The 13,316-nt window shown below is 72.3% G+C and carries 14 protein-coding genes and 1 pseudogene; 9 read left to right on the top strand and 6 right to left on the bottom strand.

What is annotated here, in order from left to right; translation table 11 throughout:
• The gene (locus EFK10_RS22375; protein WP_127357435.1) at positions 1-489 is read right to left on the bottom strand and encodes a DUF1269 domain-containing protein; all 489 of its coding nucleotides are present in this window, start codon (positions 487-489) and stop codon (positions 1-3) included.
• Between the two features lie 173 nt (positions 490-662).
• Positions 663-1,112 (bottom strand): VOC family protein, encoded by a 450-nt coding sequence (locus tag EFK10_RS22370; protein ID WP_127357434.1) that lies wholly within the window; start codon positions 1,110-1,112, stop codon positions 663-665.
• Between the two features lie 139 nt (positions 1,113-1,251).
• On the opposite strand from EFK10_RS22370, the gene EFK10_RS22365 reads away from it, so the two are divergent.
• Positions 1,252-2,226, top strand: a complete 975-nt coding sequence (locus tag EFK10_RS22365; RefSeq protein ID WP_127357433.1) for an aldo/keto reductase — start codon at positions 1,252-1,254, stop codon at positions 2,224-2,226.
• The gene (locus EFK10_RS22360; protein WP_127357432.1) at positions 2,223-3,086 is read left to right on the top strand and encodes an amidohydrolase family protein; all 864 of its coding nucleotides are present in this window, start codon (positions 2,223-2,225) and stop codon (positions 3,084-3,086) included. The genes EFK10_RS22365 and EFK10_RS22360 overlap by 4 nt, the downstream gene beginning before the upstream one ends.
• Here the strand turns inward: EFK10_RS22360 and EFK10_RS22355 are convergent.
• On the bottom strand, positions 3,083-3,292 hold the full coding sequence (locus EFK10_RS22355; RefSeq protein ID WP_127357431.1) for a dodecin: 210 nt from the start codon (positions 3,290-3,292) through the stop codon (positions 3,083-3,085). The two genes, EFK10_RS22360 and EFK10_RS22355, sit on opposite strands and share 4 nt — an antisense overlap.
• 170 nt (positions 3,293-3,462) lie before the next feature.
• Here EFK10_RS22355 and polX point away from each other — a divergent pair, with 170 nt between their 5' ends.
• The 3 genes from polX to EFK10_RS22340 all read left to right on the top strand — a co-directional run bounded on the left by polX (position 3,463) and on the right by EFK10_RS22340 (position 6,415).
• A complete protein-coding gene (gene polX / locus EFK10_RS22350) occupies positions 3,463-5,184 on the top strand; it encodes a DNA polymerase/3'-5' exonuclease PolX (protein ID WP_127357430.1) in 1,722 nt (573 codons plus the stop codon).
• A gap of 5 nt (positions 5,185-5,189) precedes the next feature.
• Positions 5,190-5,561: a hypothetical protein gene (locus EFK10_RS48810; protein WP_206305545.1), complete on the top strand. Its 372-nt coding sequence runs from the start codon at positions 5,190-5,192 to the stop codon at positions 5,559-5,561.
• Between the two features lie 122 nt (positions 5,562-5,683).
• The gene (locus EFK10_RS22340) at positions 5,684-6,415 is read left to right on the top strand and encodes a VOC family protein (protein WP_206305548.1); all 732 of its coding nucleotides are present in this window, start codon (positions 5,684-5,686) and stop codon (positions 6,413-6,415) included.
• A gap of 102 nt (positions 6,416-6,517) precedes the next feature.
• Here the strand turns inward: EFK10_RS22340 and EFK10_RS22335 are convergent.
• Positions 6,518-7,475 (bottom strand): annotated as a pseudogene (locus EFK10_RS22335) (lysylphosphatidylglycerol synthase transmembrane domain-containing protein).
• A 163-nt stretch (positions 7,476-7,638) separates the two neighbouring features.
• Between EFK10_RS22335 and EFK10_RS22330 the strand changes: the two are divergent.
• Positions 7,639-9,063, top strand: a complete 1,425-nt coding sequence (locus tag EFK10_RS22330; protein WP_127357428.1) for a lipase maturation factor family protein — start codon at positions 7,639-7,641, stop codon at positions 9,061-9,063.
• Between the two features lie 9 nt (positions 9,064-9,072).
• Positions 9,073-9,753 carry a Mut7-C RNAse domain-containing protein gene (locus tag EFK10_RS22325; protein ID WP_206305544.1) on the top strand — a complete coding sequence of 227 codons (681 nt, stop codon included), beginning with the start codon at positions 9,073-9,075 and terminating at the stop codon, positions 9,751-9,753.
• Here EFK10_RS22325 and EFK10_RS22320 read toward each other — a convergent pair.
• A complete protein-coding gene (locus EFK10_RS22320) occupies positions 9,702-10,448 on the bottom strand; it encodes a DUF72 domain-containing protein (RefSeq protein WP_127357427.1) in 747 nt (248 codons plus the stop codon). The genes EFK10_RS22325 and EFK10_RS22320 overlap by 52 nt on opposite strands.
• Positions 10,449-10,493: 45 nt before the next feature.
• Between EFK10_RS22320 and EFK10_RS22315 the strand changes: the two genes are divergently transcribed.
• Together EFK10_RS22315 and EFK10_RS22310 are read left to right on the top strand one after the other, a co-directional pair.
• A complete protein-coding gene (locus EFK10_RS22315) occupies positions 10,494-11,792 on the top strand; it encodes a phosphoribosyltransferase family protein (RefSeq protein ID WP_127357426.1) in 1,299 nt (432 codons plus the stop codon).
• A gap of 20 nt (positions 11,793-11,812) precedes the next feature.
• A complete protein-coding gene (locus tag EFK10_RS22310; protein WP_127357425.1) occupies positions 11,813-12,268 on the top strand; it encodes a Crp/Fnr family transcriptional regulator in 456 nt (151 codons plus the stop codon).
• A gap of 91 nt (positions 12,269-12,359) precedes the next feature.
• Here EFK10_RS22310 and EFK10_RS47680 read toward each other — a convergent pair.
• On the bottom strand, positions 12,360-13,316 hold a 957-nt coding region (locus EFK10_RS47680), incomplete at its 5' end, for a DUF6777 domain-containing protein (RefSeq protein WP_164836116.1).

Below are 13,316 nucleotides of genomic sequence, written 5' to 3'. Positions count from 1 at the left end.
TCACTGCTCCGAGAAGACCTCGCGCAGCTTGGCCTCCTCCTCGCCGGACAGGTTGGTGCTCAGCAGCTCGACCTGGGTGGAACCGAAGGGGTCCCTGACCTTGTCCAGGACGGCGTCGGAGGACAGCAGGAACAGCGCGGAGCTGCCGGGCGTCACCTGCCTGCGCACCGACTCGATGAAGTCGTCGTTGATGCCGACGTCCGCCATCGAGCCGCTCATCGCGCCCACTGCGGCGCCGACAGCCATGCCCAGCAGCGGCACGAAGAACAGCATGCCGAAGAGTAGTCCCCAGAAGCTCCCGGACAGCGCGCCGACCCCGGCGAGGTTGTGCAGCTGCCGGGTCTTGGGCTGCTTCTTGTCCGGGGGCCAGCTGACCACCGCCGCGTCGTGCACCTTGATGAGCTCCTGCTTCTGCAGGGACTCCAGCGTGCCGACCGCTTCGTCGGCGCCTTCGGGAGTGGGGAACTTCCAAACGGTGAGCGTGGCCACGGGATCTCCTCGCAGGGGACGTCTCGGTGCTCCGTACAGTAAGTGAATCAGTATGAAACGGCACATTTTGCGCATGCCGTTCGCCATTTCGCTCAGCACCGACACGGCCTGGTCCCGCCGCTTCACCGGGCACATCGAGACCGACTCACCGAGCATCACGGGCTAGGTCGGTCCTAGTTGACGCAGAACTCGTTGCCCTCCGGGTCCAGCAGCGTCACCGCGTAATGGTCCAGTCCTGGCTGCGACAGGACGCGGGGGCTGGAAGCGCCCGCCGCTATCAGTCGCTCCACCCTGGCGTCCACGCGCTGCCTGCGGGCGGGAAGCGGGACCTCCTCCCGCTTTCCGCCGGCCCTGACGTCGAGGTGGAGCCGGTTCTTCACCTTCTTGCCCTCGGGCACCTGCTGGAACCAGATCCGGGGGCCGGCGCCCGCCGGGTCGACGATGGAGTCGCAGCAGTCCCCGTCGCCAAGCTCGTCCTCGGGGACGCCGGTGGAGAGCCAGTACGCCCGCCAGGTGGCGGCCCCGCCGGGCGGGGCCTCCGGCCGGTAGCCGAGAGCGCCGGCCCAGAAGCGCACCTGCCGCTCGGGGTCGGCGCAGTCGATGACCAGTTGGAAATCCGTCATGTCCCCATGGTGGCGTGAGGGTCTGACAACAGACGATCCATCGGATGAATGGCCTGGCTGAACCCCTTGTCGAGGGCGGGCGGAGGACATAGAGTCCGCTTCCGGAAGATATAGATCCGAGGTATTCGGGAGATCGTGCATGCGGAGGACTCAGCTCGGCCGGAGTGGGGTGACGGTCACTCGGCTCTCCTTCGGGGCCGCGGCCATCGGCAATCTCTTCACGCCGGTCACCAACGAGGCCGCCCGGGCCGCCGTGGACGCCGCCTGGGACGCGGGCGTCCGCTACTTCGACACCGCCCCGCACTACGGGCTCGGCCTGTCCGAGCGGCGGCTCGGCGCGGCACTGCGCGACCGCCCCCGGGCCGAGTACACGGTGTCCACCAAGGTCGGCCGCCTGCTCGTGCCGGACGAGAGCACGAACGACGACGACCTCGCCAACGGCTTCGCCGTGCCCGCCACCCACCGCCGGGTCTGGGACTTCAGTGCCGACGGTGTCCGGCGCAGCATCGAGGAGAGCCTGCGCCGGCTCGGCCTCGACCGGGTCGACGTCGTCTATCTCCACGACCCCGACGACCACGCCGAACAGGCCTTCCACCAGGCCTATCCCGCCCTGGAGCGGCTGCGCGCCGAAGGCACGGTCGGCGCGATCGGCGCCGGTATGAACCAGACCGCCATGCTCACCCGCTTCCTGCGCGACACGGATATCGACGCCGTCCTCTGCGCCGGCCGCTACACCCTGCTCGACCACCAGGCCCTGGACGAGCTGCTGCCCGAAGCCGCCGCGCGCGGCAAGAGCGTCGTCGTCGGCGGTGTCTTCAACTCCGGCCTGCTCGCCGACCCCCGCCCCGGCGCCACCTACGACTACGCGCCCGCGCCCGGCGCCCTCCTCGACCGGGCCCTGCGCATCCAGGCCGTCGCCGGCCGGCACGGCGTCCCGCTGCGCGCCGCCGCCCTCGGCTTCCCCCTCGACCACCCCGCCGTCGCCAGCGTGCTCGTCGGCGCCCGGTCCCCGTATGAGATCCAGGACGCGGCGGCGATGCTGCGCCACCCCGTGCCGGACGCCCTGTGGGATGACCTGCGCGCCGAAGGGCTGCTGCCGAAGGAGACCGCATGACGCCGCCGCTCATCGACGCCCACCACCACCTCTGGGACCTGGCCGTACGCGACCAGGACTGGATCATCGGCGACGAACTCGCCCCGCTGCGCCGCGACTTCACCCACGCCGACCTCGAAGCCGAGACGCGGGCCGCCGGGGTCACCGCGACCGTGCTCGTGCAGACCGTCACCGTCCCGGAGGAGACCCCCGAGTTCCTCGCCCTGGCGCACGGCAGCGACCTGGTCGCGGGCGTCGTCGGCTGGACCGACCTCACCGCCCCCGGCGTCGGGGACACCCTCGCGGCCTTGCGTGAACTCCCCGGCGGCGACCGCCTCACCGGCATCCGCCACCAGGTCCAGGGTGAGCCCGACCCCGAGTGGCTGCTGCGCCCCGACGTCCTGCGCGGCCTCGCGGCGGTGGCCGCGGCGGGCCTGGTCTACGACCTGGTCGTACAGCCGCACCAGCTTCCGGCCGCGTACAAGGCGGCCGTACTCCTGCCGGAACTGACCTTCGTCCTCGACCACTTGGGCAAGCCGCCCGTCGTGAGCGGCGAACTCCGCCCCTGGGCCGACGCCGTACGTCCGCTCGCCGCCCTCCCCAACACCGCCTGCAAACTCTCCGGCATGGTCACCGAGGCCGCCTGGGACTCCTGGACAGCGGCGGCCCTGCGGCCCTACGCCGACACCGTCATCGACGCCTTCGGCCCGGACCGCGTCATGTTCGGCTCCGACTGGCCCGTCTGCCTGCTGGCCGCCTCGTACGCCGAAGTGCTGGACACCGCCCGCACCCTGACCGCGGACCTCACCCCCGCCGAGCGGGACGAGGTCTTCTCCGGTACGGCGGCCCGTGTCTACAAGCTGACGAAGCTGGGGGACTAGCCCTCCAGGCGGAAGCCGACCTTCAGGCCCACCTGGAAGTGCGCGATCCGGCCGTCCTCCAGCTGACCACGGATCTGCACTACCTCGAACCAGTCCAGATTCCGCAGGGTCTCCGACGCGCGGGTGATCCCGTTGCGGATGGCGGCGTCGATGCCGTCCGGCGACGACCCGACGATTTCCGTGACCCGGTAGGTGTGGTCCGTCATGGCGACTCCTGGCGTCCGTGGTGGTCCCGTTTCACCTCCACCGTGCCCCATCGGTCCGCCGCCCGCGAGGGGAGTGCGCGGACGGGCAGGATTGCGGCCCGCGGTCAGGGGCAGGCGCTCACCGTAGGCAACGTAGGCCTGTTCATGACGCGCGGGTGGAGGTGGCAGTGGTGGCGCGCCCGAACAAGGAGGTGGAAGCCCTGCTGCAGGAGTACGCCGACCTCCTCGCGATCACCGGCGGCGACGCCTTCAAGGCGCGCGCCTACGAGAAGGCCGCCCGTGCCATCGGCGGCTACCACGCCGACGTGTCCCGGCTCGACCCCCAGGAGCTGCGGAAGATCCCCAACGTGGGCAAGTCCGTCGCCGACAAGGTCGCCGAATACCTGCGCACCGGCAGCGTGTCGGCCGTCGACGAGGCCCGGGCGAAGATCCCCGCCGGAGTGCGGGAGATGACCGCGATCCCGACGCTCGGCCCCAAGAAGGCCATGGTCCTCTACCGGGACCTGCACATCGCCTCCGTCCAGGAACTCGCCGACGCCATCCACGACGAGCGGCTGCGCGGCCTCCCCGGCTTCGGCCCCAAGACCGAGGAGAACATCCTGCACGGCATCGGGTTGATGCAGGCCTCCGGCGGCCGCGCCCTGCTGGACGTCGCCACCGAGCTCGCCGAGGACCTCGTCGCCGAACTGTCGAAGCTCACCGGCTGCCGACGCTGCGCCTACGCCGGATCACTGCGCCGGATGCGCGAGACCATCGGGGACGTCGACATCCTCGTCGCGGCAGAGGACTCCGGCCCCTTCATGGAGGCCTTCACCGGTCTGCCGTACGTCGCCGGCGTCATCGCCCGCGGCGAGAAGAAGACCTCGATCCGTACGACCAAGGCCCTGCAGGCCGATCTGCGGGTCGTGCCGCCCGACGCCTGGGGAGCGGCGCTGCAGTACTTCACCGGCTCCAGGGCGCACAACATCCGCACCCGCGAGATCGCCGTCCACCACAAGCTGAAGCTCTCCGAATACGGCCTCTTCGACACCGAGAGCGGCGAGCGCACCGCCTCCGAGACCGAGGAGGAGGTCTACGCCCGCCTCGGCCTGCCCTGGATCCCGCCCACCCTCCGTGAGGACCGCGGCGAGATCGAGGCCGGGCTGCGCGGCGAACTTCCCGACGTGATCACGCAGGCCGACATCCGGGGCGACCTGCACACCCACACGGACCTCACCGACGGCCTGGCCACGCTGGACGACATGGTGGCCGCCGCGGCCGGGCTCGGCTACTCCTACGTCGCGATCACCGACCACGCACCTGACCTGTACATGCAGCAGATGACCGACGAGAAGGTGCTCGCCCAGCGCGAGCGGGTGCGGCGGCTGGACGGAAAGCACGGGAAGACCCGCGTGCTGCACGGCACCGAGCTGAACATCGGCCCCGACGGCGACGTGGACTGGCCGGCGGAGTTCCTGGCGGGCTTCGATCTGTGCGTGGCCTCCGTGCACTCGCACTTCAACCAGTCGGGCGAGCAGCTGACCCGGCGGCTCGTACGCGCCTGCGAGAACCCCCGCGTCCACATCATCGGACATCCGACCACCCGGCTCATCGGCCGCCGGCCGGCCATCGACGCCGACCTCGACGCCGTGTTCACCGCCTGTGCCCGCACCGGCACGGCCCTTGAGGTCAACGCCCAGCCGGACCGGCTCGACCTGTCCGACGAGCACATCCTGCGGGCGAAACGGCACGGGGTGCGTTTCTCCATCGCCAGCGACGCCCACTCCGTCCTCCATCTGGAGCACATGCGTTACGGAGTGGGCACGGCCCAGCGGGGCTGGCTCACGAAGGACGACGTGATCAACGCGTGGCCGCTCGGGCGGCTGCGCCGCTTCCTCCAACGAAGGGTGTGACAGACATGCTGCTCCTGGGACTCGTCCTGCTCGGCGCCTCCGGTGCCTTCGCGGGCCTGCTGATCTCGGAGAACTACTCCGGCGGTCCCGACTACGCGGTGACGATGTTCGGCAACGACCTCGGCACTGTCAATACGCTCGGCGCCTTCCTGGCCGGAATCGCGCTGACCCTGGTCTTCAGCCTGGCCGTCGCGATGATCGCGAGCGGCTCGGCCCGCCAGCGGCGCCGCAACGCCGAGCTGCGCAGCATGCGCCGCGCGGCGGCTCGTAACTCCGACGCGACCGTGACGGAGCCGGCGGCCACTAGCGCGGGCACCACTGCCGCCGCCGAGCCCGGCGCCCGGCGCCACCGGCGCGTGCACCTGTTCGGCCACTGACCGCTGCGGAGATGCCCGGCGGAGAGTCCACCCCCATGCTGGTAGGCAACGGCTGCAAGGAGACCGAAGTGACCACCGCGAGAGTCTGCTGCGTGCCAGGCGCCCCGTGCTGGGTCAGCCTCATGGCACGTGACCTGGATGTCGCGATGGCCTTCTACGGTCCTCTGCTCGGCTGGACCTTCGAACCGGGCCCTGACCGCTGGGGCCCGTATGTACGGGCCGTCGTGGAGGATACCGAGGTCGCGGGCATCGGCGCCATCGCCCGGAACTGGGAGACCTCGGTGGCCTGGACGACCTACTTCGGTGTCGAGAGCGCGGACGCCACCGCCGCCGACATCCGCGACCGGGGCGCCACGGTCGCGGTCGGCCCGCTGGAGTTCGACGCCGGGCGACTCGCCATCGCCGCCGACCCGCCGGGCGCCTCGTTCGGCATCTGGGAGGGCGTGCCCGGCCCTCCCCGAAAGCTGCGCATCCCCGGCGCGCCCGCCTGGATCGAACTCCGTACGCGCGACGCCTTCGCGTCCGCCATGTTCTACGGCGAGATCTTCGCCTGGGACCGCCGCGACCCCAACCGCTACGTTGTGGAGTGGGAGAACGACCGCGTCGCCCTCTACGTCGACGGCCACCCCGTCGCCGGCCTCCGCGGCGGCGGCGTCGAGGCCGCCGCCGACCCCAGGGTGCGCCCCCGCTGGCACGTCTTCTTCGCCGTCCCCGACATCGACGAGGCCGTCCAGCACGCCAAGGAACTCGGCGGCGAGATCACCGGCGAACCCATGGACAGCGCCTACGGCCGCGTCGCCGGCCTCCGCGACCCGGAGGGCGGCCTGCTCTCGCTGATCAGCGATTACCCGTAGCTTCAGCCCGTCCGGCGTTTGAGGACCTGGGTGGGGGAGGGTTCGGGGGCAGCGCCCCCGGCGGGATCCGGGGCGCCCCGGTTTCGGGAAGGGGTGGGGGATCTAGACCACCTTGCGCCGCACCAGCGCGCCCAGCACCAGCGCGCCCGGCAGCAGCGGCAGCCACACCGTGATGATCCGGAAGCCCAGCACGGCCGCCGTCGCGGCGCCCACCGGGGCGCCCGCCGTCACGAGGGCCAGGCCCAGCGCGGCGTCCACCGAGCCGATGCCACCCGGCGCCGGGATCGCGGCGGCCAGGACGCTCGCGACGAGGTAGGCGATGGCGACGTGCGCCATGGGGACCGGCAGGTTGAGCGCGGCGGAGACGGCGACCAGACCGGACGCCTGGAGCGCCGGAAAGGCAAGGGAGCCGCCCCACAGGGCCAGGGCACGGGCAGGGAGGCGGTGGACGGAGCGGGCGTCGGCCAGGGCGGTGCCGAGGAAGCCGCGTACGAGCCGGCGCAGGGGCCCTACGACCAGCACGGCGACCGCGGCCGCCACCACAACCAGCCCGGCAGTCACCGCGACCCGCACCCCCGCCCCGCCGTCGACCAGCCCGCCCAGCCGCAGCGCGTGCGGAAAACCCGCCAGCAGGGCCAGCAGCAGCACGACCCGCCCGGCCGCCTCCGCCAGCATGTAGAGCGCCAGCGCCGCCGAGGAGCGCCCGGTCGTCAGGCCGCACCCCCGCAGAAAGCGCAGGTTGACCGCGCCCGCGCCGAGCCCCGACGGCAGCAGGTGATTGGCGGCCCCGGCGGCGAACTGGGCGGCCAGCAGCCGGTAAGGCGGCAGCCGTTTCCACCACGGCCCCCTGCCGGGCGAACGACACCGCGACCCAGCCGAGCCCCGTGACGGCGACCGCCACGAGCAGCCAGTACCGGTCCGCCGTGAGCAGCCGCCGCGCGCCGTCCGCGATCAGGGCCCGGTGCCACACCGCCCACAGCACGACGGCCACCAGCGGAACCAGGCAAAGGGCCTGCCGCCAGGGCAGCTTCCGCCGGAAGGGTATGTCCGCTGTCGCCATCCCCCCAGCCTCCCCACCCCCGGCGACCTCCAGGTGTCGCCCGCCCGGCATCCGGCGGGCGCGGTGGTTGCCGGATGGTCCAGGATGGTCCATCCGTGGCCCTTTCCCCCGCCTGCGGCCCGCCAGGCGGTGCCCGGCCCGGCGCGGTGGTACAGAAGCCCTCATGGACTGGTTCACGGCGCCCGACTACTGGCTGAGCAGACTGGTCATCCAGCGCGGTCTGGCTGCCGTGTACCTGGTCGCCTTCCTGGTCGCGGCGAACCAGTTCCGGGCGCTCATCGGTGAGCGGGGGCTGCTGCCGGTGCCCGCCTTCCTCGAGCAGGTGTCCTTCCGGCAGGCACCGAGCCTCTTCCACTTCCGCTACTCCGACCGGCTGTTCTTTGCCGCGGCGTGGGCCGGGGCGGCGGGGTCGGCGGCGCTGCTGGCGGGGGCGGCCGATTACGCACCGCTGTGGATAGCGATGGCGGCCTGGGCGGTGCTGTGGGTGCTGTACCTGTCCATCGTCAACGTCGGCCAGACCTGGTACTCGTTCGGCTGGGAGTCGCTGCTCCTGGAAGCGGGCACGCTCGCCGTCTTCCTCGGCAACGAGCGCACCGCGCCACCGGTGGTCGTGCTGTGGCTGATGCGCTGGCTGGTCTTCCGGGTCGAGTTCGGCGCGGGGCTGATCAAGATGCGCGGGGATGCCTGCTGGCGCGATCTGACCTGCCTGAACTACCACCACGAGACGCAGCCGATGCCGGGCCCTCTGAGCTGGTTCTTCCACCACCTCCCGGAGCCCCTGCACAAGGTCGAGACGGCGGCCAACCATTTTGCCCAACTCGTCGTGCCCTTCGCGCTGTTCACCCCGCAGCCGGTCGCGAGCGTGGCCGCCTCCATCGTCATCGCCACCCAGCTGTGGCTGATCCTGTCCGGCAACTTCGCCTGGCTCAACTGGCTGACCGTCGTCCTCGCCGTCTCCGCCTTCGACGGCTCCCTGATCGCCGAGCCGCCCGCCCTCCCGGCCGCTCCCACCTGGTTCGAGGTCCTGGTGCTCGCCTTCACCGCACTTGTGCTCGTGCTGAGCTACTGGCCGGCCCGCAACCTCCTCTCGCGCCGCCAGATGATGAACGTCTCCTTCGACCGCCTCCACCTGGTCAACGCGTACGGCGCCTTCGGCAGCATCAACCGCATCCGCCTCGAAGTGGCCGTCGAGGGCACCGACGAGCCCGAGATCACCCCGGACACGGTGTGGAAGGAGTACCCCTTCAAGGGCAAGCCCGGCGACCCGCGCCGGCTGCCGCGCCAGTACGCCCCGTACCACCTGCGGCTCGACTGGATGATGTGGTTCGCGGGGATCTCGGCCTCGTACGCCTGGCCGTGGTTCGTCCCCTTCCTCGGCAAGCTGCTGGAGAACGACCCCGCGACCCTGAAGCTGCTGCGCGGCAACCCCTTCCCCGACGCCCCGCCGACCTACGTCCGGGCCCGCCTCTACCACTACCGCTTCACCGACTGGGCGACGCTGCGCAGCACCGGAGCCTGGTGGCGGCGCACCCTCGTACGGGAATACCTGCCGCCGGTGAACCGCCAGACCCTGGAACGGCAGCCCTAGGCTGGAAGGGTGGCCGACGAGCTGACGCTGAGGTTCCCCGCCGAGCTGTGGCTGTTCCTGGCGGCGCGGAACCGGGTGCCGGAGCTGCGGGTGCCCTACGACGGGACGTCGTCGCTGGGGCATGTCGTCGAGTCGCTCGGCGTCCCGCTGACCGAGGTGGACGGGATCGTCGCCGACGGGGATCGGGTGGAGGTCCGCGCGGTCGGCCGGCCGCAGCGACTACCGGACGGCCAGGCGCGGTTCGTGCTCGACGTCCACCTCGGCTCGCTGGCCCGCAGGCTGCGCCTCGTCGGCGTGGACACCGCCTACCGCAATGACCTCGACGACGACCAGCTGATCGCACAGGGCGCCGCCGAGCACCGCGTCCTGCTGACCAAGGACCGGGGCCTGCTGAGCCGCCGGGCGTTGCCCGCGGGTGCGTACGTCCGCGGCGACCGGGCCGACGAGCAGCTGCGCGACGTCCTGGACCGCTTCGCCCCGCCACTGGCGCCGTGGACCCGCTGCACCGTCTGCAACGGCGCGCTGGCCCCGGTCGGCAAGAGCGAGGTCGAGCACCTGCTGCGCCCCGGCACCCGCCGCACCCAGGACGCCTTCGTACGCTGCCGGGCCTGCGGGCACGTCTACTGGCCCGGGGCCCATCACGCGCGGCTGGAGGAGATCGTGGCCGCCGCCATCCGGGTGAAGACATGAGCGTCGCGCACGGCCGCCCCGCCCGGGTCGTTGTTGAAGTACACATGGACATCGGCGCTCGCCGGCCAGGTGTCCGCGATCCGCCGGACCCAGGTGTGCAGCGCCTGGCGGCCGTAATGCGGCCACGGCCGTGCGATGCCCTCGTGGAAGCGGACGTAGCCCCAGTCGGTGGTCCGCCACAGCGGCGTCACCGGCCGCGCCCGCCGGTCGGCCCAGCACAGGGCGGCGCCGCGCCGCTCCAGGACGGCGCGGACCTCGTCGGTCCACCAGGAGTCGTGGCGCGGCTCCACGGCCACCCGCGTGCCGCCCGGGAAACAGCGCAGGCAGGCGTCCAGCGCAGCGGCGTCGGCCTGCAGGGTCGGCGGCAGCTGCAGCAGCACCGGGCCCAGCCGGTCGCCGAGCCCGGCGGCGTGCTCCATGAGGCGGTGGACGGGCTCCTCCGGGTCGTTCAGCCGCTTGATGTGGGTGAGATAGCGGCTGGCCTTGACCGCCATCACGAATCCGGGCGGTGTGCGGCGGCCCCAGTCGGCGAAGGTCTCCTGGCTCGGCAGCCGGTAGAAGGCGTTGTTGCTCTCCACTGTGGGAAAACGGGCGCTGTACGACTCCAGCCACAGGCGTTGCGGGCAGCCGGGCGGGTAGAAGACCCCGCGCCAGTCCTTGTACTGCCATCCGGATGTCCCGGTGAGTACGGCCATGTTTTCAGGCTAAGCCGGACTGGATACCGCTGGGGGTGAGAACCCATGCAGTTCATCGACCGCGCGGATGCCGGGCGCCGCCTCGCCGAAAAGCTGCCCCATCTGCGATCCGAGAGCCCCGTCGTCCTCGGCCTGCCGCGCGGTGGCGTCCCGGTGGCGTACCAAGTGGCCCGGGCGCTGCACGCCCCTCTGGACATCGTCGTCGTACGGAAACTCGGCGTCCCCTACCACCGGGAGCTGGGCTTCGGCGCCATCGGCGAGGGCGGGGCGAAGGTCGTCAGCGATGACATCGTCCGGATGACCCACGTGAGCCGGTACGACCTCGAGGAGGTGGAGCGCCACGAGCAGGCCGAGCTCGACCGGCAGGCCCACCGTTTCCGCGACGGCCGCCCCCGCACCGACCTCAGTGGCCGCACTGTGATCGTGGTGGACGACGGCGTCGCCACCGGCGCGACCGCACTGGCCGCCTGCCAGGTCGTACGGGCCCAGGGCGCGGGCCGCGTCGTGGTGGCCGTCCCGGTGGCCGCGCCCGACGCGCTGGCGGCGCTGCGCGTGGAGGCGGACGCGGTGGTGTGCCTGCACTCGCCGGAGTCCTTCTTCGCGGTGGGCGAGTGGTACCGGGACTTCTCGCAGACCGGCGACGAGGAGGTGTCGGCACTCCTCAAGCGGGCCGCGGTCCGGGCGCCGACGACGGTCGCGACCCACTACGAGGCGGGCGGGGTCCGCCTCACCGGGGACCTCACGCTGCCCGACGGCGCGGAGGCCGTCGTGGCCTTCGCCCATGGCACCGGCAGCAGCCGGCACAGCTCCCGCAACCGGGCCGTGGCCTCGGCGCTCAACGAGGCCGGTCTCGGCACCCTGCTCCTCGACCTGCTCACCCCCGACGAGGAGGCCGACCGGGGATACGTCTTCGACATCGGGCTGCTGGCCCGCCGGCTCACGGACGTCACCCGCCGGCTGCGCGCCGAGGCGGAGGGCCTGCCCATCGGCTACTTCGGGGCCAGTACGGGAGCGGCGGCCGCCCTGTCCGCGGCCGCGGACGCCGGGGAGGGCATCGCGGCGGTGGTCTCGCGTGGCGGCCGGCCTGACCTCGCCGGACCCCGGCTCGGCCACGTACGGGCGCCCACGCTGCTGATCGTCGGCGGCGCGGACCGGGCCGTACTCGACCTGAACCGCCGGGCGCAGGAGGAACTGCGCTGTCCGAACCTGCTGCACGTGATCCCCGGGGCCACGCACCTCTTCGAGGAACCCGGCGCACTCGACGAGGTGGCCCGCCTCGCACGGGACTGGTTCCTGGGACACCTCCCGCACCGGTCGTCGCCTTACCCTGAGGGGAAGGGGTAGCAGCTGATCAGGAGGCCTCGATGAGCAGCTCGGTCACGATGCTGGACGCCCTCCCCGCGAACCACCGGCGCATCTTTCTGGAGCACGCGTCCAAGGTGACCTTCCCGCAGGGATGGCGGATCTTCGACGAGGGCCGGTTCGCCGACCGGTTCTGGATCGTACGGTCGGGCGCGGTCTCGCTCGACATGAACATCCCCGGCCGGGGGCTCGTGAGCGTCGAGACCCTCGGACCCGGCGAATTGCTCGGCTGGTCCTGGCTCTTCGCCCCGTACCGCTGGCAGCTCTGCGGCCGGGCCCTCGGCAGCGTCGGCGCGTACGAGTTCGCCGCCGCCGAGACGCGTGACCTGTGCCGGGAGGACCCGGCACTGGGCCACGCGATCGTGCTCGCCGCAGCCGAGACCATCGCCCACCGGTTGAACTCAGCGCGCAACCGAATGATCGACATCTACGGGCCCCGACTGCAGGAGCACGCCTGAATGACCGGCTCAGTGAAGGTTGACGGGCTTCGGCGTACGGTGCTTGTTGCTCTTGAAGACGTCCTTCTCGTCGGGGGTTCGGTCGTCGTCGTCAGGACGCGGATGACGCGGATGACGCGGGCGTCGTGGGCGTCGTGGGCGGCGAGGTGCTGGGGCTGACGGGGGGCGACGACGACGTGGTGGGCGCGGCCGTGCGGGTGGTGCGGGTCGCCGTGGGCGCCGGCGTGGCGGGGGCGGACCGGGAGCGGTCCTCGGCGCCCGTGGTGCCGGCGGGGCGGATGAACCAGGTGCCGTGGTCCGGGTCGTAGATGACGAACTGAGTCAGCCGGTGCGAGGCGGGGGCGACGGCGATCACGTCGGAGGCCCGGAAGGAGGACCACGCGGACCCGGTGAACGTCTCGGGGCCGCCGGCGGCGGGCGGGGGCTGAAGGGGGTTGCCGCCCGGGCAGCGCAGGCGGGGGAGACCGTGCGGTCCGGCCAGCATGGCGGTGCCGCGCTCGAGGACGGCGGGGAAGGGCACGGCGGAGCTGCCGCGGTACCCGTAGTCGGTGACGCGGGTGTCGGCGCGAAGGAGCACCGGAGTGAGCCCGTGCAGGTACGAGGGGATGGCGGAGGCATCGATGCCGACGACGCCGGCGAAGGCCTTGGCCTTGACGGGGTCAGCGGTGAGGAGCTTGATGAGCCGGGCGACGCCGCAGCTTGAGACGCCGCGGTGGCCGCCGTACAGGCCCGGCGTGGAGCCGGCGACGGCGGGCGCGCCGAACTCGTCGCTGCGGGAGGTACTGGCGGTGGGGGTCGGGACGTCCGTGGGGAGGGAGTCGTCGGCCACGGAGGGCGTGAAGGGGTCCGGGCCGGGCGCGGTGGCGGCCAGGAGGCGGATCTCCCGGGCGCCCACGGTCGACTTGCCGCCGCCCCCCTTGCCTCCGCCCCCGACGGCCATGGCCACCGCCACGGCGACCACCGCCACCGCCACGACCGCCAGTAGCGCCAGGGCCCGGGTGGAGCGCCACCACGGGCCGCCCGGTCCGCGCCCGGGCGGCCCGGCGGG

Origin of the sequence: Streptomyces soli, from assembly GCF_003999195.1 — a bacterium.
Taxonomy (GTDB): Bacteria; Actinomycetota; Actinomycetes; order Streptomycetales; family Streptomycetaceae; genus Actinacidiphila; species Actinacidiphila soli.
The sequence above is the reverse complement of the archived record's forward strand: the minus strand, read 5'-3'. Positions and strand labels throughout refer to the sequence as shown.

Coding starts and splice junctions, on each gene's coding strand:
- EFK10_RS22320 (WP_127357427.1), bottom strand. CDS start 10,448: ATGGCCGTACTCACCGGGACATCCGGATGGCAGTACAAGGACTGGCGC.
- EFK10_RS22365 (WP_127357433.1), top strand. CDS start 1,252: ATGCGGAGGACTCAGCTCGGCCGGAGTGGGGTGACGGTCACTCGGCTC.
- EFK10_RS22310 (WP_127357425.1), top strand. CDS start 11,813: ATGAGCAGCTCGGTCACGATGCTGGACGCCCTCCCCGCGAACCACCGG.
- EFK10_RS22340 (WP_206305548.1), top strand. CDS start 5,684: ATGGCACGTGACCTGGATGTCGCGATGGCCTTCTACGGTCCTCTGCTC.
- EFK10_RS22360 (WP_127357432.1), top strand. CDS start 2,223: ATGACGCCGCCGCTCATCGACGCCCACCACCACCTCTGGGACCTGGCC.
- EFK10_RS22370 (WP_127357434.1), bottom strand. CDS start 1,112: ATGACGGATTTCCAACTGGTCATCGACTGCGCCGACCCCGAGCGGCAG.
- EFK10_RS22330 (WP_127357428.1), top strand. CDS start 7,639: ATGGACTGGTTCACGGCGCCCGACTACTGGCTGAGCAGACTGGTCATC.
- EFK10_RS48810 (WP_206305545.1), top strand. CDS start 5,190: ATGCTGCTCCTGGGACTCGTCCTGCTCGGCGCCTCCGGTGCCTTCGCG.
- EFK10_RS22355 (WP_127357431.1), bottom strand. CDS start 3,292: ATGACGGACCACACCTACCGGGTCACGGAAATCGTCGGGTCGTCGCCG.
- EFK10_RS22315 (WP_127357426.1), top strand. CDS start 10,494: ATGCAGTTCATCGACCGCGCGGATGCCGGGCGCCGCCTCGCCGAAAAG.